This window comes from Gemmobacter lutimaris (genome assembly GCF_003570715.1).
Lineage (GTDB): Bacteria > Pseudomonadota > Alphaproteobacteria > Rhodobacterales > Rhodobacteraceae > Gemmobacter > Gemmobacter lutimaris.
The window spans coordinates 47929-62418 of sequence record NZ_QXXQ01000001.1 but is presented as its reverse complement, the minus strand read 5'-3'; the positions used below and the strand labels follow the sequence as shown (position 1 = coordinate 62418).

The following is a 14490-nucleotide window of genomic DNA, read 5'->3' as shown; positions in this document are numbered from 1 at the left end:
GGCTTTCCGCCCCCCTCTTGCCTTCGACAATTCACCCTCGGAGGATATTTGGACCAAGGTAAATCGGGCTTGCTTTTATCTTGGCAAAAGTATCCTCGGGGGTGAGCCCCGCAGGGGCGAGGGGCGGAAAGCCCCCTTGCGACCTCTCCGTTCGCGCCGCACATGATTTCCCCTTGCGCTCCCGCGCGCCCCGTGAAATGGGGAAGCGCCAAACGATCCCATCCATAGACCCGTTCAGGAGGCTCCCATGGAGATTCGCGAGGCGCTCACCTTTGACGATGTGCTTCTGGTTCCGGCGGCGAGCAATGTGCTGCCGTCCGATGCCGATACGTCCACCTTCGTGACGAAGCAGATCCGCATGAATATCCCGCTGATTTCCTCGGCGATGGATACGGTGACCGAGGCACGCATGGCGATCGCCATGGCGCAGGCGGGCGGTCTTGGGGTGATCCACCGTAATCTCGACATCGAGGCGCAGGCGCGCGAGGTGCGGCGGGTGAAGCGGTTCGAAAGCGGCATCGTCTATTCGCCGATCACCCTGACGCCCGATCAGACGCTGGCCGATGCCAAGGCGCTTCAGGACCGCTACAATGTCACCGGCTTCCCGGTCGTCGATGCCGAGGGGCGCGTGGTCGGCATTGTGACCAACCGCGACATGCGTTTCGCCTCGGATGACCGCACCCCGGTCAGCGTGATGATGAGCGCCGACAATCTGGCCGTCCTGCGCGAGCCGGTGGACCGCGATCAGGCGATCAGCCTGATGAAGGCGCGACGGATCGAGAAGCTTCTGGTCACCGATGGCAAGGGCAAGCTCACCGGCCTCCTGACCCTGAAGGACACCGAACAAAGCGTGCTCAACCCGCAGGCTTGCAAGGATGAACTCGGCCGCCTGCGCGTCGCTGCCGCCTCGACCGTGGGGGATGCCGGGTTCGAGCGCAGCCAGGCGCTGATCGACGCGGGTGTGGATATGGTGGTGATCGACACCGCGCACGGCCATTCCGAGGGCGTCGCCCGCGCGGTGGAACGCATCAAGGCGCTGTCGAACACCGTGCAGGTGGTGGCGGGCAACGTCGCCACCGCCGAGGCGACCCGCGCGCTGATCGGCGCTGGCGCCGATGCGGTAAAGGTTGGCATCGGCCCCGGCTCGATCTGCACCACCCGCATCGTCGCGGGCGTGGGCGTGCCGCAGCTGACGGCGATCATGGACAGCGCGGGCGCGGCCGGTGACATCCCGGTCATCGCTGACGGTGGCATCAAGTATTCGGGCGATTTCGCCAAGGCCATCGCGGGCGGCGCCTCCTGCGCCATGGTCGGCTCGGCCATCGCGGGCACCGATGAAAGCCCCGGCGAGGTGATCCTTTGGAATGGACGTTCGTTCAAAAGCTATCGCGGCATGGGCAGCCTTGGCGCCATGGCGCGCGGCTCGGCCGACCGCTACTTCCAGAAGGATGCCGCCAGCGACAAGCTGGTGCCGGAAGGGATTGAAGGGCAGGTGCCTTACAAAGGATCCGCCGCCGCCGTGATCCACCAGCTTGTCGGCGGTCTGCGGGCCGCCATGGGCTATACCGGCAACCGCACGGTGGCCGAGATGCGGCAGGGCTGCAATTTCGTGCGCATCACCGGGGCCGGGCTGAAGGAAAGCCACGTCCATGACGTGCAGATCACCCGCGAAAGCCCGAACTACCGGATCGGATGATGCGGGTCGCGGGCGACAGTTTGCGCTGGGATGGGGCGGAGCTGATCCGCCTCCATGACGGGGCCGTTCAGTTCGGGCAGGATTTCTTTCCCGATCCGCGGGGCGCGACGCTGCCGGAAGCCGTTGTGCTGCCGGTGCAGGCCTATCTATTGCGTCGTCCCGGTGCGGCGCCGGTCTTGATCGACACCGGCTCGGGCGCACTTTACGGTGACAAGGGTGGGCGCGTTCTCGGGGCGCTGGCCGCGTTGGGGCTGGCGCCGGAGGACATCGGCGATCTGGTCCTTACCCATCTGCACGGCGATCACTGCGGCGGCTTGCTCAGCGATCTGTATACCGCTGCGCGGCTGCATGTCGGGGCAGTGGAGGCCGATTACTGGGCCGCGCAGGATCATGCTGCATCGGGCCGTGTGCTGTCGGAAAACGCAGACCGCATCCGCCTTGTGCAAGATGGCGAGGAGATCGCACCGGGGCTGCGGGTCTGGTCCTTGCCCGGTCATACGCCCGGCCAGATCGGGCTGGTGATCGACAATCGCGTGGCTGTCGTGGGGGATATGCTGCACCGCGCCGACATCCAGCTGCCCGACCCGCGCATCGCCACAAAATTTGATGTGGACCCCGCGCAGGCGGTGGCGACCCGGCTTGCGGCGCTGAAGCGGATTGCGGCCGAGGGCTGGGCCTTCTGTGCCGGACATGCCCGTCTTCCGGGGCAAGAACAGGGGGCGCATGGCCTGCCTTTCCTGCGGCTGGAGCCTGCGGGCGAGGGCTGGCGCGCGGTCGCCGCATGACGCCCGCCGCCCGCCTTTCCGCCGCCATCGACATTCTGGACCGTATCCTGGCGGGCAATCCTGCCGAAAAGGCGCTGACAAACTGGGGCCGCGCCTCGCGCTTTGCCGGGTCGGGTGACCGCAATGCGGTGCGCGATCTGGTGTTCGACGCGCTGCGCTGTCGGCGCAGCTTTGCCGCGCTCGGCGGTGCGGAGACCGGGCGCGGGCTGATCCTTGGCGGTTTGCGCGCGGCCGGGCAGGCGCCAGAAACGCTGTTCACTGGCGAGGGCCATGCACCCGCGCCCGTGACATCGGCGGATGCGGGCCATGTGCCCGAGGGTTACGCCGCGCAGGATCTGCCGGATTGGCTCGGACCCGCGATGGAACAGGATCTGGGCGCGGATTTCATTGCTATCGCGGAGGCCCTGCGTCACCGTGCTCCGGTGTTCCTGCGGGTAAACGTCACGCGCGGCAGCCTTGCCGATGCGCAGGCGGTGCTTGCGGCTGAGGGCATCGAGACCGCCCCGCATCCGTTGTCACCGACCGCATTGCAAGTGACGGGCGGTGCGCGCAAGGTCGCAGGATCGGCCGCCTATGCCGAAGGGCTGGTCGAGTTGCAGGATGTTGCCTCGCAGGCCGTGGTGGATGCGCTTCCGCTGGCGGATGGTCAGCATGTGCTCGACTATTGCGCCGGTGGGGGGGGCAAGGCGCTGGCCATGGCGGCGCGGGCGCGGCTGAAGCTGTTCGTCCATGACGCCGATCCGCGCCGGATGCGCGACCTGCCTGCACGGGCGAAACGGGCTGGTGCACGGGTGACGCTGACCGAAGCGCCGCAGGGTCCTTTTGATCTTGTCCTCGCCGATGCGCCCTGTTCGGGTTCCGGCAGCTGGCGCCGCGCGCCTGAGGGCAAGTGGCTGCTGACGCCCGATCGGCTTGCTGGCGTGATCGCGGTGCAGGCGCAGATTCTTGACCGTATCGCCACACTGGTCGCGCCCGGTGGTGTGCTGGCCTATGCCACCTGCTCGCTCTTACGGTCCGAGAACGAGGCCCAGATTGCCGCGTTTCAGGGCCGCTCGCCGGGATGGAGCCTTGAGGGGGAGCGTCGTCTGACTCCGCTGGATGGCGGCGACGGCTTCTTTGTCGCCGTGCTGCGGCGGGATCGCTAAAGCTCGAGGCAAAGACTGCGGACAGGCCGGCCGCAGTTAAGCGCCGGTTAACCTTTTCCCTGCCGAATGGAGCCAGACGATTCCCGGAGAGGGCGGATGGTGGACAGGACTCTTGTGGGCGCCGGACTGTCGCGGCGGCCACTGGCCGAAACGGTGGCGGATTTTGCGCAAAGGTTTGGGCATGGGGCCTGGGTGCTGCTGGCTGTGGCCCTCGGCTGCGCAGCAACCGTTGCACTGGCGCCGCCGGGCCAGAACCGTCTGATCGCTGCGGCGGTGGGCATGACGCTCTGTCTTCTGGTTCTCGGGCTGCGGGGGATCACACTGGCGCAGGTATTGCGGCTGCGACGGCTGGAGCGTGACCTGAAATCGCTTGTCGGGCAGGATGCGGCGCCCTGTTTTTCGACCGACGGGGCCGGGGTGATCCGGTTTCAGAACGCGGCGGCCCGCGCCCGGTTCGGCCCGCGTGACGGAACCACGCTCATGGCATCCTTGCAGGATCATTTCGCCAGTCCTGCATCGGTGCTTTACCGCCTGCAAAGCCGCGCCCTCAATGGCGGGGCCGCGCGCGAGGATGTCGTGACACGCAACGCCCATACCCGGCTTAGCTGCCACCGTATCGGGCCTGCAATGTTCCTGTGGCGGCTTGAGGAGTTTCTGGATCGCACAGGCGTCGGACGCGGGGCCGAAACGCTCAGCCTGCCGATGCTGATTGCCAACAAGGCCGGGGTCATCCTGTTCAGCAACGAGGCGATGCGGCGTCTGGTGGGTGGCCGGCCGCGGCGTCTGGACCGGATATTTCCGGTGCCGACCCTGAGGAGCGGCGAGGAAGTCGAGGTCGATGGCGCTGACGGCAAGGTGCGCGCAATTCTGGCCGAAATCGAAGGTCCTGGGGAGCGGCGGGAAATCTATCTTTTGCCGATGCCGGGCAGTACCGAACTGTCCAGCGCGGATTTTGAAAACGTGCCCGTTGCCTTGCTGAAATTCGGGGCAGACGGCAGGCTTCGCGTCGCCAATCGCGCCGCGCGCGAGGCAATTGATCTGGACCCGGATCAAGACACGGGCTTTGCCGACCTGTTTGAAGGGCTGGGGCGGCCGGTTCTGGACTGGCTGGCCGATGTCATGGCGGAACGGGTTCCCAGCGGGGCAGAGGTGCTGCGTCTCGGGACGAGCCCTGCCGACAGGTTCTTTCAGATCACCCTGCGCCGCATCGTCGAGGGCGGGCGCCCTATGGCGCTTGCGGTCCTGACGGATGCGACCGCCCTCAAGACCCTGGAAGCACAATTCGTGCAAAGCCAGAAAATGCAGGCGATTGGTCAGCTTGCAGGTGGCGTGGCACATGATTTCAACAACTTGCTGACCGCAATCTCCGGCCATTGCGACCTGCTGCTGCTGCGCCATGACCGGGCCGATCCCGAATATGCCGATCTGGTGCAGATCCATCAGAATGCCAACCGCGCTGCCAGCCTCGTCGGGCAATTGCTTGCCTTTTCGCGCAAGCAGACGTTGAAGCCCGAACGGCTGGACCTTCAGGAACTGCTGTCCGATCTGACCCATCTGCTCAACCGGCTGGTCGGGGAAAGGGTAAGCCTGCGGCTTGCGCATGCGCCCGAGCTGGGGCCGATCCGCGCCGACAAGCGGCAGCTGGAGCAGGTGCTCATGAATCTTGTGGTGAATGCCCGTGACGCGATGCCCGACGGTAGCACGATCCGGATAGAGACCGAAGCGCTGAGCCTGAAAGAAGAATTGCGACGCGACCGTGCAGTCGTTCCTGCAGGCGAATATGCAGTGATCCGCGTTCTGGATACCGGCTGCGGCATCCCGCCGGATCGTTTGCAAAAGGTTTTCGAACCTTTCTACACCACCAAACGCGTGGGCGAGGGTACGGGTCTGGGTCTTTCCACGGCCTATGGGATCGTCAAGCAATCCGGCGGTTTCATCTTTGTTGATAGTGAGCCCGGTCTCGGCACCGTGTTTCATTTGTATTTCCCGATCAATGCGGCGGATACCTCGGCGCAGCCAGGTCCGGCCCGGCGTCGCAACCCGGCGCGGCAGGGCGAGGGGGTTGTCCTTCTGGTCGAGGATGAGGCGCCGGTGCGCGCCTTCGCCAGCCGTGCCCTGCGGTTGCGCGGCTATACCGTGCTGGAGGCGGACAGTGCCGAGACAGCCCTGAAAACGCTGGAGGACCCGGCGCTGAACGTGGATATCTTTGTCACCGATGTGGTGATGCCGGGGATGGATGGTCCAAGCTGGGTGCGGCAGGCACTGGAATCTCGGCCGAATGTGCGGGTGGTCTTCGTATCAGGCTATGCCGAGGACTGCCTGTCACACTCACAGGCACGCATTCCGAATTCGGTGTTCCTGCCGAAGCCTTTCTCGCTCAGCGATCTGACCGATACCGTGCAACAGCAATTGCACTGATCTGACCGTCACCCGACGTTGGTCAAGGTTTCGTAGAGCGCAAAATCCTTCGCGGCAGTTTTCCGCAACAGCTTTTCCGTTGCGGGATCCAGGCCCAGTTCCATCACCGGCGAGACATTCAGGCGAGGCAGAATGATCTCGCAATTCAGACGGTCTTCCAGAAAGTGGATCAGATCCTCGATCTGTTCGTAACGAAACAGACGTGTCAGCCCCTTTTCGTTCTTCGGGGCCAGAAACTGCGACTGGGCACCCACGGCGGCATAGGCCGGCGGCGTGTCGGAACAGTAATCGCGCACGAACTGATCAAAGCTGATACCCGCGGTGCTTTTGGTGGCATCGCCAATATCCTCGCGCTGGCGATAGCGATACCAGCTACCCAGCCAGCCCAGTGGCTCGCGCATCGTGGCGATCACATCGAAGGGCGCGCCGGCGGCACTTTCCAGCCAGGGACCGATGAAGCGGTGATACTTGCGCAGGCTGGCATGTTTCAGTTGCGGCGGTCGTTGGATTGCCAGATGCGCAAGTGATTCGAGGGCGGCCTCGATTGCGGTGGTCCCTGTCTTGGGTGTGGCCAGCATGGTGAGCCGCTGGTGCCAGAATACGAGCATTCCTGCCTCTTTTTCACATCGGGGCGTCTTTGGTCCCGCCGGCGTAAACTATCTCTTAACCCGAATGGGAAAAAGCTGATTTTGTGAAGATTGCGATGAGTTTGTTCTTGTTTCATTCCTATAAATCTGGAACAAGTAGTGAACAACTGGCGACGCGCCCGCACATTGCCCCGACGGTGCGGCTATGGGATAAGGACCGAAGAAATGGCAACGGCAACCCTGCTCGATCTGAACGGAAAGCGCGACATGGACAAGCAGAAGGCGCTGGAAAGCGCTCTGGCACAAATTGAACGGCAGTTCGGCAAGGGCTCGATCATGAAGCTCGGGTCCGAGAACCCCGCTCTGGAGATCGAGGCGACCTCGACAGGCTCGCTTGGTCTCGACATCGCGCTGGGGATCGGCGGATTGCCGAAGGGCCGCATCGTCGAAATCTACGGGCCGGAAAGCTCCGGTAAGACCACGCTGACGCTGCATGTGGTGGCAGAAGAGCAGAAAAAAGGCGGTGTCTGCGCCTTCGTCGATGCCGAACATGCTCTGGACCCTATCTATGCGCGCAAGCTGGGTGTCAACCTTGATGAACTGCTGATCAGCCAGCCCGACACCGGCGAACAGGCGCTTGAAATCGTTGATACGCTGGTGCGTTCGGGTGCCGTGAGCCTCGTGGTGGTCGACTCGGTCGCTGCGCTGACCCCGAAATCCGAGATCGAAGGCGACATGGGCGACGCGACTGTCGGCGCCCAGGCCCGACTGATGAGCCAGGCCATGCGCAAGCTGACGGCCTCGATCGGCCGCTCGAATTGCATGGTCATCTTCATCAACCAGATCCGGATGAAGATCGGCGTGATGTTTGGCAACCCCGAAACCACCACCGGTGGCCATGCGCTGAAATTCTATGCCAGCGTCCGTCTGGACATTCGTCGCATCGGCTCGATCAAGGATCGCGACGAGGTGGTTGGCAACTCGACCCGCGTGAAGGTCGTGAAGAACAAGGTGGCCCCGCCGTTCAAACAGGTCGAATTCGACATCATGTATGGCGAGGGCATCTCGAAAACCGGAGAGTTGATCGATATCGGCGTGAAGGCCGGCGTGGTTGAAAAATCCGGTTCCTGGTATTCCTATGGCGATGAGCGCATCGGGCAGGGGCGTGAGAATGCCAAGAACTTCCTGAAGGCCAATCCCTCCGTCGCAATGGAGATCGAAGACAAGATCCGCGCGGCGAACGGCCTTGATTTCCATATGTCCGAATCCGGCTCTGACGAGGTCGTCGATATGTGATCATATTCGCCTTGCAACCGGCGGATAACAAAGGGCGGTCCCAGATGGACCGCCTTTTTTCATAGGCCCGGTCCCCGCGGCCCTTGCAATGGTGGACAGCCCCTCGCCACACCGCTAAACGGTTCGCAACAGCATTCCCGCCCTTGGGGCGCAGCCGCGGAGCCTCGACATCATGCCGTCGTTGAACGACATCCGGTCCACCTACCTCGACTATTTCCGCCGCAACGGCCACACGGTCGTGGACTCGAGCCCGCTCGTGCCGCGCAACGACCCGACGCTGATGTTCACCAATTCAGGCATGGTGCAGTTCAAGAACTGTTTCACGGGCGTAGAAAAGCGCGACTATGTGCGCGCCACCACGGCGCAGAAATGCGTTCGCGCAGGCGGCAAGCACAACGATCTGGACAATGTCGGCTATACGGCGCGGCACCACACCTTCTTTGAAATGCTCGGCAACTTCTCGTTCGGCGATTATTTCAAATCCGAGGCGATCCCCTTCGCTTGGGAACTGCTGACCAAGGATTTCGACATCCCGAAGGAACGGCTGCTGGTCACTGTCTATCACACCGATGACGAGGCGGCGAATATCTGGAAGAAAGTTGCGGGCCTGTCAGATGACCGGATCATCCGCATCCCGACCAACGACAATTTCTGGATGATGGGGCCGACCGGGCCCTGTGGTCCCTGCACCGAGATCTTCTTTGATCACGGTGACCATATCTGGGGCGGCCCGCCCGGCAGCGCCGACGAGGATGGCGACCGTTTCATCGAGATCTGGAACCTCGTGTTCATGCAATATGAACAGTTCGAAGATGGCTCGAAGCGCGAGCTGGACATGCAGTCGATTGACACCGGCATGGGGCTGGAACGGATCGGTGCGCTTCTTCAGGGCAAGCACGACAATTACGACACCGATCTGATGCGCGCGCTGATCGAGGCTTCGGCCAATGTCACCAACGGCGACCCGGACGGCCCCGGCAAGGTGCATCACCGCGTTATCGCCGATCACCTGCGTTCGACCTCGTTCCTGATCGCCGATGGCGTGATGCCCTCGAACGAGGGGCGCGGCTATGTGCTGCGCCGCATCATGCGCCGCGCGATGCGGCATGCGCATATGCTGGGTGCCCAGGACCCGGTAATGTATCGGCTGGTCCCGGCGCTGGTGCGGCAGATGGGCGGGCATTACCCCGAACTGACCCGCGCGCAGGCGCTGATCGAAGAGACGCTGAAGCTGGAGGAAACCCGCTTCCGCACCACGCTGGATCGTGGTCTGCGTCTGCTGGATGACGAGCTTTCGCGCCTGCCGGAAGACGGCGATCTGCCCGGCGCGGCGGCCTTCAAGCTTTATGATACCTATGGTTTCCCGCTGGACCTGACGCAGGATGCGCTGCGCGAGAAGGGCCGGGCCGTCGATGTGGCCGGGTTCGACGTCGCGATGGAAGAACAGCGCGCCAAGGCCCGTGCGTCCTGGGCGGGCTCGGGCGAGGCCAAGGATGCCGCGATCTGGTTTGAACTGGCCGAGGCGCATGGCACGACCGAATTCCTTGGCTATGACACCGAAACCGCCGAGGGGCAGATCCTCGCGCTGGTGAAGGATGGCGCGGCCATCGGCGATGCGGCGCAAGGCGCCACGGTGCAGATCGTGGTGAACCAGACGCCCTTCTATGCCGAAAGCGGCGGTCAGGTTGGCGATAGCGGGCTGATCCGCACCGATACCGGCCTTGCGCGTGTGACCGACACCAAGAAGGCTGCCGGTGTGTTCATCCATATGGCCGAGGTGGTCGAAGGGTCGATCCTGCGCGGCCAGCCCGCCAAGCTGGAGGTCGAGCACAAGCGTCGCGGTGCGATCCGCGCAAATCACTCTGCCACACACCTGCTGAACGAGGCGCTGCGCCGGATTCTGGGCGATCACGTTGCGCAGCGTGGCTCGTTGAACGCGGCGGACCGGCTGCGCTTTGACTTCGCCCATGCCAAGGCGCTGTCGCCCGAGGAACTGGCGCAGGTCGAGGCGGAGGTGAATGCTTTCATCCGCCAGAACAGTGCCGTGGAAACCCGGGTGATGACCCCGGATGATGCGCGTGGCCTGGGCGCACAGGCGCTGTTTGGCGAGAAATACGGCGACGAGGTGCGCGTCGTTTCGATGGGCACGCTGCCGGGTTCAGGCAAGGGCACCGATGGGCATACCTATAGCCTTGAACTTTGTGGCGGCACCCATGTCGCCCGTCTGGGCGAGATCGGCGCCTTCCTTCTGCTCAGCGATAGTGCTTCGTCGGCCGGTGTGCGGCGGATCGAGGCGCTGACGGGCGAGGGGGCGCTGGCCTATGTCGCGGAACAGCAGAAGCTGCTGGCAGATGTGGCCGCAGTCCTGAAGGCGCCCGCAACCGAACTGGCCGACCGCGCGCGCGCGCTGCTGGACGAACGCCGCAAGCTGGAGAACGAGGTTGCCACCCTGCGCCGCGAACTGGCGATGGGTGGTAAATCCGGCGGGCCGGAAGCCAGGGAAATCAACGGTGTGAAGCTGATTGCTCAGGTCATGCAGGGGGTTTCCGGCAAGGATCTGCCCGGCCTCATCGACGAGATGAAGGCCCGTATCGGGTCTGGTGCGGTGCTGCTGATCGCCGATACCGGCGCGAAACCGGCCGTGGCGGCCGGGGTGACGGCGGATCTGACCGACCGCCTGTCGGCGGTGACGCTGGTCAAGGTCGCGGCCGAGGCTCTGGGTGGCAAGGGCGGCGGGGGCCGGCCCGACATGGCGCAGGCGGGTGGTGCCGACATCACGCTGGCCGATCAGGCTATTGCCGCCGTTGAAACCGTGATTGGAGGCTGAACCGATGCCCACTGCCCTGTGGATTGCCCATGTGACCGTCACCGACGCCGAGGCTTACGGCAAATACGCCAAAGAGGCCGGTCCGGCCATTGCGGCGCATGGTGGGGTTTTCCTCGCCCGCGGCGGCCGCTATGTGCAGTTGGAAGGCAATGACCGGGCGCGCAACGTCGTCGCCCGCTTCCCCTCGCTGGAGGCGGCGGTCGCCTGCTACAACAGCGATGCCTATCAGGCAGCGCTGGCCCATGCGAAAGGCGCTAGCATCCGCGATCTTTGTGTCGTCGAAGAGGCGGAATGATCCCGGTCGCGCTGCCTCAGACCGGCAGTGCGGTGGTTTCCTTGGTTTCCTCCATCACGAAGCTGGAGGAAACGTCATGCAGCTCGACCCGCGCGATCAGATCCTTGTAAAGCCGGTCATAGGCTTTCACATCCGCAACGCGCGCGCGGATCAGGTAATCCAGATCGCCGGTCATCCGGTAGGCGCCCAGAATCTCCGGCATGTCGCGGGTGGCGCGGGTGAATTTCTCCAGCCAGTCGGGCGTGTGCCGCTCGGCCCGGATCATCATGAAAACGGTCAGCCCCAGCCCGAGCTTTTCCGGGTCCAGCAGCGCGACACGGGCGCGGATCACGCCGCTTTCCTCCAGCGCCTTGACCCGGCGCCAGACGGCGTTGCGTGACAGGCCGATCCTTTCGCCCAATTCCTCCAATGACAGGCTGGCGTCGCGTTGCAGGATGGCAAGGATGCGGCGGTCTATGTGGTCAAGTTTCTCCATACTCTGCAGGATTGCGGGAATAGTTCCCACTTTCAAGCGCAGACAGCGCGTCATCCTATCTTCATTTTTCTGCAACATGCTGTAGGATGCGGATGCAGAAACCCCGCAATACAGGCGACGACCGGATCAACCGGCCGCAGGAGTGATGTGAATGTGCCGCTGGGCCGCCTATATTGGCGCACCGATCTTTCTGGAAGACATCGTCAGCCGCCCCGGCCATTCCCTGATCCACCAAAGCCAGTGTGCCACTGAATGCCGCACTGCGATCAATGCCGACGGGTTTGGCATCGCCTGGTATGGCGATCGACCGGAACCGGGGCTTTACCGCGATGTCATGCCAGCCTGGAGCGACCCGAACTTGCGGAGCCTTGTGGCCACCGTGAAATCGGGCCTCTTCCTCGCCCATGTCCGCGCGTCAACCGGCACCGCGACCAGCCGCAACAACTGCCATCCGTTCACCTGGGGGCGGTGGAGCTTCATGCATAACGGGCAGGTTGGCGGCTATGACAGCTTTCGACGCTACGCCGACATGCTGATCCCCGATGCCCTTTATCCGCATCGCAAGGGGGCGACCGACAGCGAGGCGCTGTTCCTCGCCGCCATTGCCGAGGGGCTGGAGCAAGATCCGCGCGGCGCCATGGAACGGGCGGCGGCGGCTTTCATACGGCTGGCGCGTGACAAGGGGGAGGCGCCGCATCTGCGGCTGACCGTTGCCATGTCTGACGGTCAGCGACTTTATGCGATGCGCTATGCCACGGACGAGCAGGCGCCAAGCCTTTATCACCGCTGGTCGGACACCCGCATGGGCCGCGCCGTGGTCTCGGAGCCGCTGGAAAGCGGCGAGGGCGACTGGCTTGAGGTGCCGGAAGCCAGCTTTTGCACCTTCGAAGGCGACAGCGTATCAGTCGAACCCTTCCTGCCTTGCCGTCTGGCCGCCGCCGCATGAAAAAAGGGGGGGGCTTTGCCCCCCTCGGCTTCGCCTCACCCCCCAGAGTATTTCGACAAGGAGCAAGCTGATTTGCTTCTTGCCTGAAATGCTCCGGGGGAGCACCGCAGGCGCGGGGGCAGAGCCCCCTTACTCGGCGCGGGCCTGGCGCTTGCGCTCGTGCGGGTCCAGTTCGCGCTTGCGCAGGCGAACGATCTTCGGCGTGACCTCCACCAGTTCGTCATCGTCGATATAGGCGATGGCTTCTTCCAGCGACATGCGCACTGGCGGCGTCAGGCGCACGGCTTCGTCGGTGCCGGAGGCGCGGACGTTGGTAAGTTTCTTGCCTTTCAGCGGGTTCACTTCCAGATCGTTGTCGCGCGAATGTTCGCCGATCAGCATGCCGACATAGACGGCTTCCTGCGCGCCGATGAACATCTTGCCGCGCTCTTCGAGGTTCCAGAGCGCATAGGCGACCGAGGTGCCATTCTCCATCGAGATCAGCACGCCCTGACGGCGGCCCTGGATCGGACCCTTGTGCGGGGCCCAGTCGTGGAAAATCCGGTTCAGCACGCCGGTGCCGCGCGTATCGGTCAGGAACTGGCCATGATAGCCGATCAGCCCGCGCGAGGGCACATGCGCAACGATCCGGGTCTTGCCGACGCCAGCCGGTTTCATTTCGACCAGATCACCCTTGCGCTCGCCGGTGAGCTTGTCGATGACGGCGCCGGAATATTCGTCATCCACATCGACGATGACTTCCTCGATGGGTTCAAGGCGCTGGCCACCTTCCTCGCGGAAGATCACGCGCGGGCGCGAGATCGACAGTTCGAACCCCTCGCGGCGCATGTTCTCGATCAGCACGCCCATCTGAAGTTCGCCGCGGCCCGAGACGATGAAAGCCTCGCCGCCGGGGGTATCCTCGATGCGGATGGCGACGTTGGTTTCGGCCTCTTTCATCAGCCGTTCGCGGATGACGCGCGACTGCACCTTGTTGCCGTCGCGGCCTGCCAGCGGGCTGTCATTGATGCCGAAAGTGACCGAGATGGTCGGCGGGTCGATAGGCTGGGCGGGCAGTGCGGTATCGACCGACAGATCGCAGAGCGTATCGGCCACAGTCGCCTTGGTCATGCCGGCGATGGTGACGATGTCGCCTGCCACCGCCTCGTCGATGGGTTGCTGGCCGAGGCCGCGGAAGGCGAGGATCTTGGTGACGCGGAACTGTTCGATCCGCTCGCCCGTGCGGGTCAGCGCCTTCAGCGAGGAACCAACTTTCAGCGTGCCTGCCTCGACGCGGCCGGTCAGGATACGGCCGATGAACGGGTCAGCCGACAGGGTGGTGGCGAGCATCTGGAACGGCTCGGCCGCCTTGGCGAGCTGTTTCGGCGCCGGAACGTGACGCACGACCAGTTCGAACAGCGCCGTCAGATCCTTGCGCGGACCGTCGAGGCTGTCATCGGCCCAGCCGGCACGACCCGAGGCATAAAGATGCGGGAAGTCGAGCTGTTCGTCGCTGGCGCCAAGGTTGGCGAAGAGGTCGAAGACCTCGTTCAGCGCACGGTCTGGTTCGGCATCGGGTTTATCGACCTTGTTCAGCACCACGATGGGGCGCAGGCCGAGGGCGAGTGCCTTGGAGGTCACGAATTTGGTCTGCGGCATCGGGCCTTCGGCGGCATCGACCAGCAGCACCACGCCATCGACCATGTTGAGGATGCGCTCCACCTCGCCGCCGAAATCGGCGTGGCCGGGGGTATCGACGATGTTGATGCGCGCGCCGTTCCATTCGACCGAAGTGGCCTTGGCCAGAATGGTGATCCCGCGCTCACGCTCGATATCGTTGCTGTCCATGGCGCGTTCGCTGACGGCCTGATTTTCGCGGAAAGCGCCGGACTGTTTCAGCAGTTCGTCCACAAGGGTCGTCTTGCCATGGTCAACGTGCGCGATGATCGCGATGTTGCGAAGCTCCATCGGAGGGGTCTCTTTCACAGAATGGGTTTGGGGGCGCCTTACAGGAGGTCAGGCGGAAAGGCCAGTGAAACCT

Annotated in this window: 11 protein-coding genes; 8 read left to right on the top strand and 3 right to left on the bottom strand. The window is 63.9% G+C overall.

Annotated features, from left to right (window positions below):
• Positions 1-247 precede the first annotated feature (247 nt).
• The 4 genes from guaB (at position 248) to D2N39_RS00285 (ending at position 6044) form a co-directional block, all read left to right on the top strand.
• Complete coding sequence (guaB, locus tag D2N39_RS00300; RefSeq protein WP_119132763.1) at positions 248-1696, top strand: IMP dehydrogenase; 1449 nt, start codon at positions 248-250, stop codon at positions 1694-1696.
• Positions 1696-2481 (top strand): MBL fold metallo-hydrolase, encoded by a 786-nt coding sequence (locus D2N39_RS00295; RefSeq protein ID WP_158589752.1) that lies wholly within the window; start codon positions 1696-1698, stop codon positions 2479-2481. Before guaB ends, D2N39_RS00295 begins: the two co-directional genes overlap by 1 nt.
• Entirely contained in the window at positions 2478-3626 is a 1149-nt protein-coding gene (locus D2N39_RS00290) for an RsmB/NOP family class I SAM-dependent RNA methyltransferase (RefSeq protein WP_119132760.1), read from the top strand. Before D2N39_RS00295 ends, D2N39_RS00290 begins: the two co-directional genes overlap by 4 nt.
• Before the next feature lie 96 nt (positions 3627-3722).
• Positions 3723-6044 (top strand): hybrid sensor histidine kinase/response regulator, encoded by a 2322-nt coding sequence (locus D2N39_RS00285; protein ID WP_119132758.1) that lies wholly within the window; start codon positions 3723-3725, stop codon positions 6042-6044.
• Positions 6045-6052: 8 nt separating this feature from the next.
• Here the strand turns inward: D2N39_RS00285 and D2N39_RS00280 are convergent, their stop codons facing one another.
• Positions 6053-6652, bottom strand: a complete 600-nt coding sequence (locus D2N39_RS00280; RefSeq protein WP_119132756.1) for a hypothetical protein — start codon at positions 6650-6652, stop codon at positions 6053-6055.
• Positions 6653-6856: 204 nt separating this feature from the next.
• Between D2N39_RS00280 and recA the strand changes: the two genes are divergently transcribed.
• The 3 genes from recA (at position 6857) to D2N39_RS00265 (ending at position 11049) form a co-directional block, all read left to right on the top strand.
• Positions 6857-7927, top strand: coding sequence for a recombinase RecA (recA, locus tag D2N39_RS00275; protein WP_119132754.1), 1071 nt, complete (start codon positions 6857-6859; stop codon positions 7925-7927).
• Positions 7928-8099: 172 nt separating this feature from the next.
• Entirely contained in the window at positions 8100-10754 is a 2655-nt protein-coding gene (gene alaS / locus D2N39_RS00270) for an alanine--tRNA ligase (protein ID WP_119132752.1), read from the top strand.
• A gap of 4 nt (positions 10755-10758) precedes the next feature.
• Positions 10759-11049 (top strand): DUF1330 domain-containing protein, encoded by a 291-nt coding sequence (locus D2N39_RS00265; protein WP_119132750.1) that lies wholly within the window; start codon positions 10759-10761, stop codon positions 11047-11049.
• Positions 11050-11065: 16 nt separating this feature from the next.
• Here the strand turns inward: D2N39_RS00265 and D2N39_RS00260 are convergent, their stop codons facing one another.
• Positions 11066-11524, bottom strand: a complete 459-nt coding sequence (locus tag D2N39_RS00260; RefSeq protein ID WP_119132748.1) for an Lrp/AsnC family transcriptional regulator — start codon at positions 11522-11524, stop codon at positions 11066-11068.
• 151 nt (positions 11525-11675) lie between these two features.
• Between D2N39_RS00260 and D2N39_RS00255 the strand changes: the two genes are divergently transcribed.
• Positions 11676-12470: a class II glutamine amidotransferase gene (locus D2N39_RS00255; RefSeq protein ID WP_119132746.1), complete on the top strand. Its 795-nt coding sequence runs from the start codon at positions 11676-11678 to the stop codon at positions 12468-12470.
• Positions 12471-12599: 129 nt separating this feature from the next.
• Here D2N39_RS00255 and typA read toward each other — a convergent pair whose 3' ends face one another.
• Complete coding sequence (gene typA / locus D2N39_RS00250; protein ID WP_119132744.1) at positions 12600-14417, bottom strand: translational GTPase TypA; 1818 nt, start codon at positions 14415-14417, stop codon at positions 12600-12602.
• Positions 14418-14490 lie beyond the last annotated feature (73 nt).

What these genes read in the sequence shown, in the direction of transcription:
- typA (WP_119132744.1), bottom strand. Translation starts at nt 14,417, where the DNA reads ATGGAGCTTCGCAACATCGCGATCATCGCGCACGTTGACCATGGCAAG.
- D2N39_RS00255 (WP_119132746.1), top strand. Translation starts at nt 11,676, where the DNA reads ATGTGCCGCTGGGCCGCCTATATTGGCGCACCGATCTTTCTGGAAGAC.
- guaB (WP_119132763.1), top strand. Translation starts at nt 248, where the DNA reads ATGGAGATTCGCGAGGCGCTCACCTTTGACGATGTGCTTCTGGTTCCG.
- D2N39_RS00280 (WP_119132756.1), bottom strand. Translation starts at nt 6,652, where the DNA reads ATGCTCGTATTCTGGCACCAGCGGCTCACCATGCTGGCCACACCCAAG.
- alaS (WP_119132752.1), top strand. Translation starts at nt 8,100, where the DNA reads ATGCCGTCGTTGAACGACATCCGGTCCACCTACCTCGACTATTTCCGC.
- D2N39_RS00285 (WP_119132758.1), top strand. Translation starts at nt 3,723, where the DNA reads ATGGTGGACAGGACTCTTGTGGGCGCCGGACTGTCGCGGCGGCCACTG.
- recA (WP_119132754.1), top strand. Translation starts at nt 6,857, where the DNA reads ATGGCAACGGCAACCCTGCTCGATCTGAACGGAAAGCGCGACATGGAC.
- D2N39_RS00265 (WP_119132750.1), top strand. Translation starts at nt 10,759, where the DNA reads ATGCCCACTGCCCTGTGGATTGCCCATGTGACCGTCACCGACGCCGAG.
- D2N39_RS00295 (WP_158589752.1), top strand. Translation starts at nt 1,696, where the DNA reads ATGCGGGTCGCGGGCGACAGTTTGCGCTGGGATGGGGCGGAGCTGATC.
- D2N39_RS00260 (WP_119132748.1), bottom strand. Translation starts at nt 11,524, where the DNA reads ATGGAGAAACTTGACCACATAGACCGCCGCATCCTTGCCATCCTGCAA.
- D2N39_RS00290 (WP_119132760.1), top strand. Translation starts at nt 2,478, where the DNA reads ATGACGCCCGCCGCCCGCCTTTCCGCCGCCATCGACATTCTGGACCGT.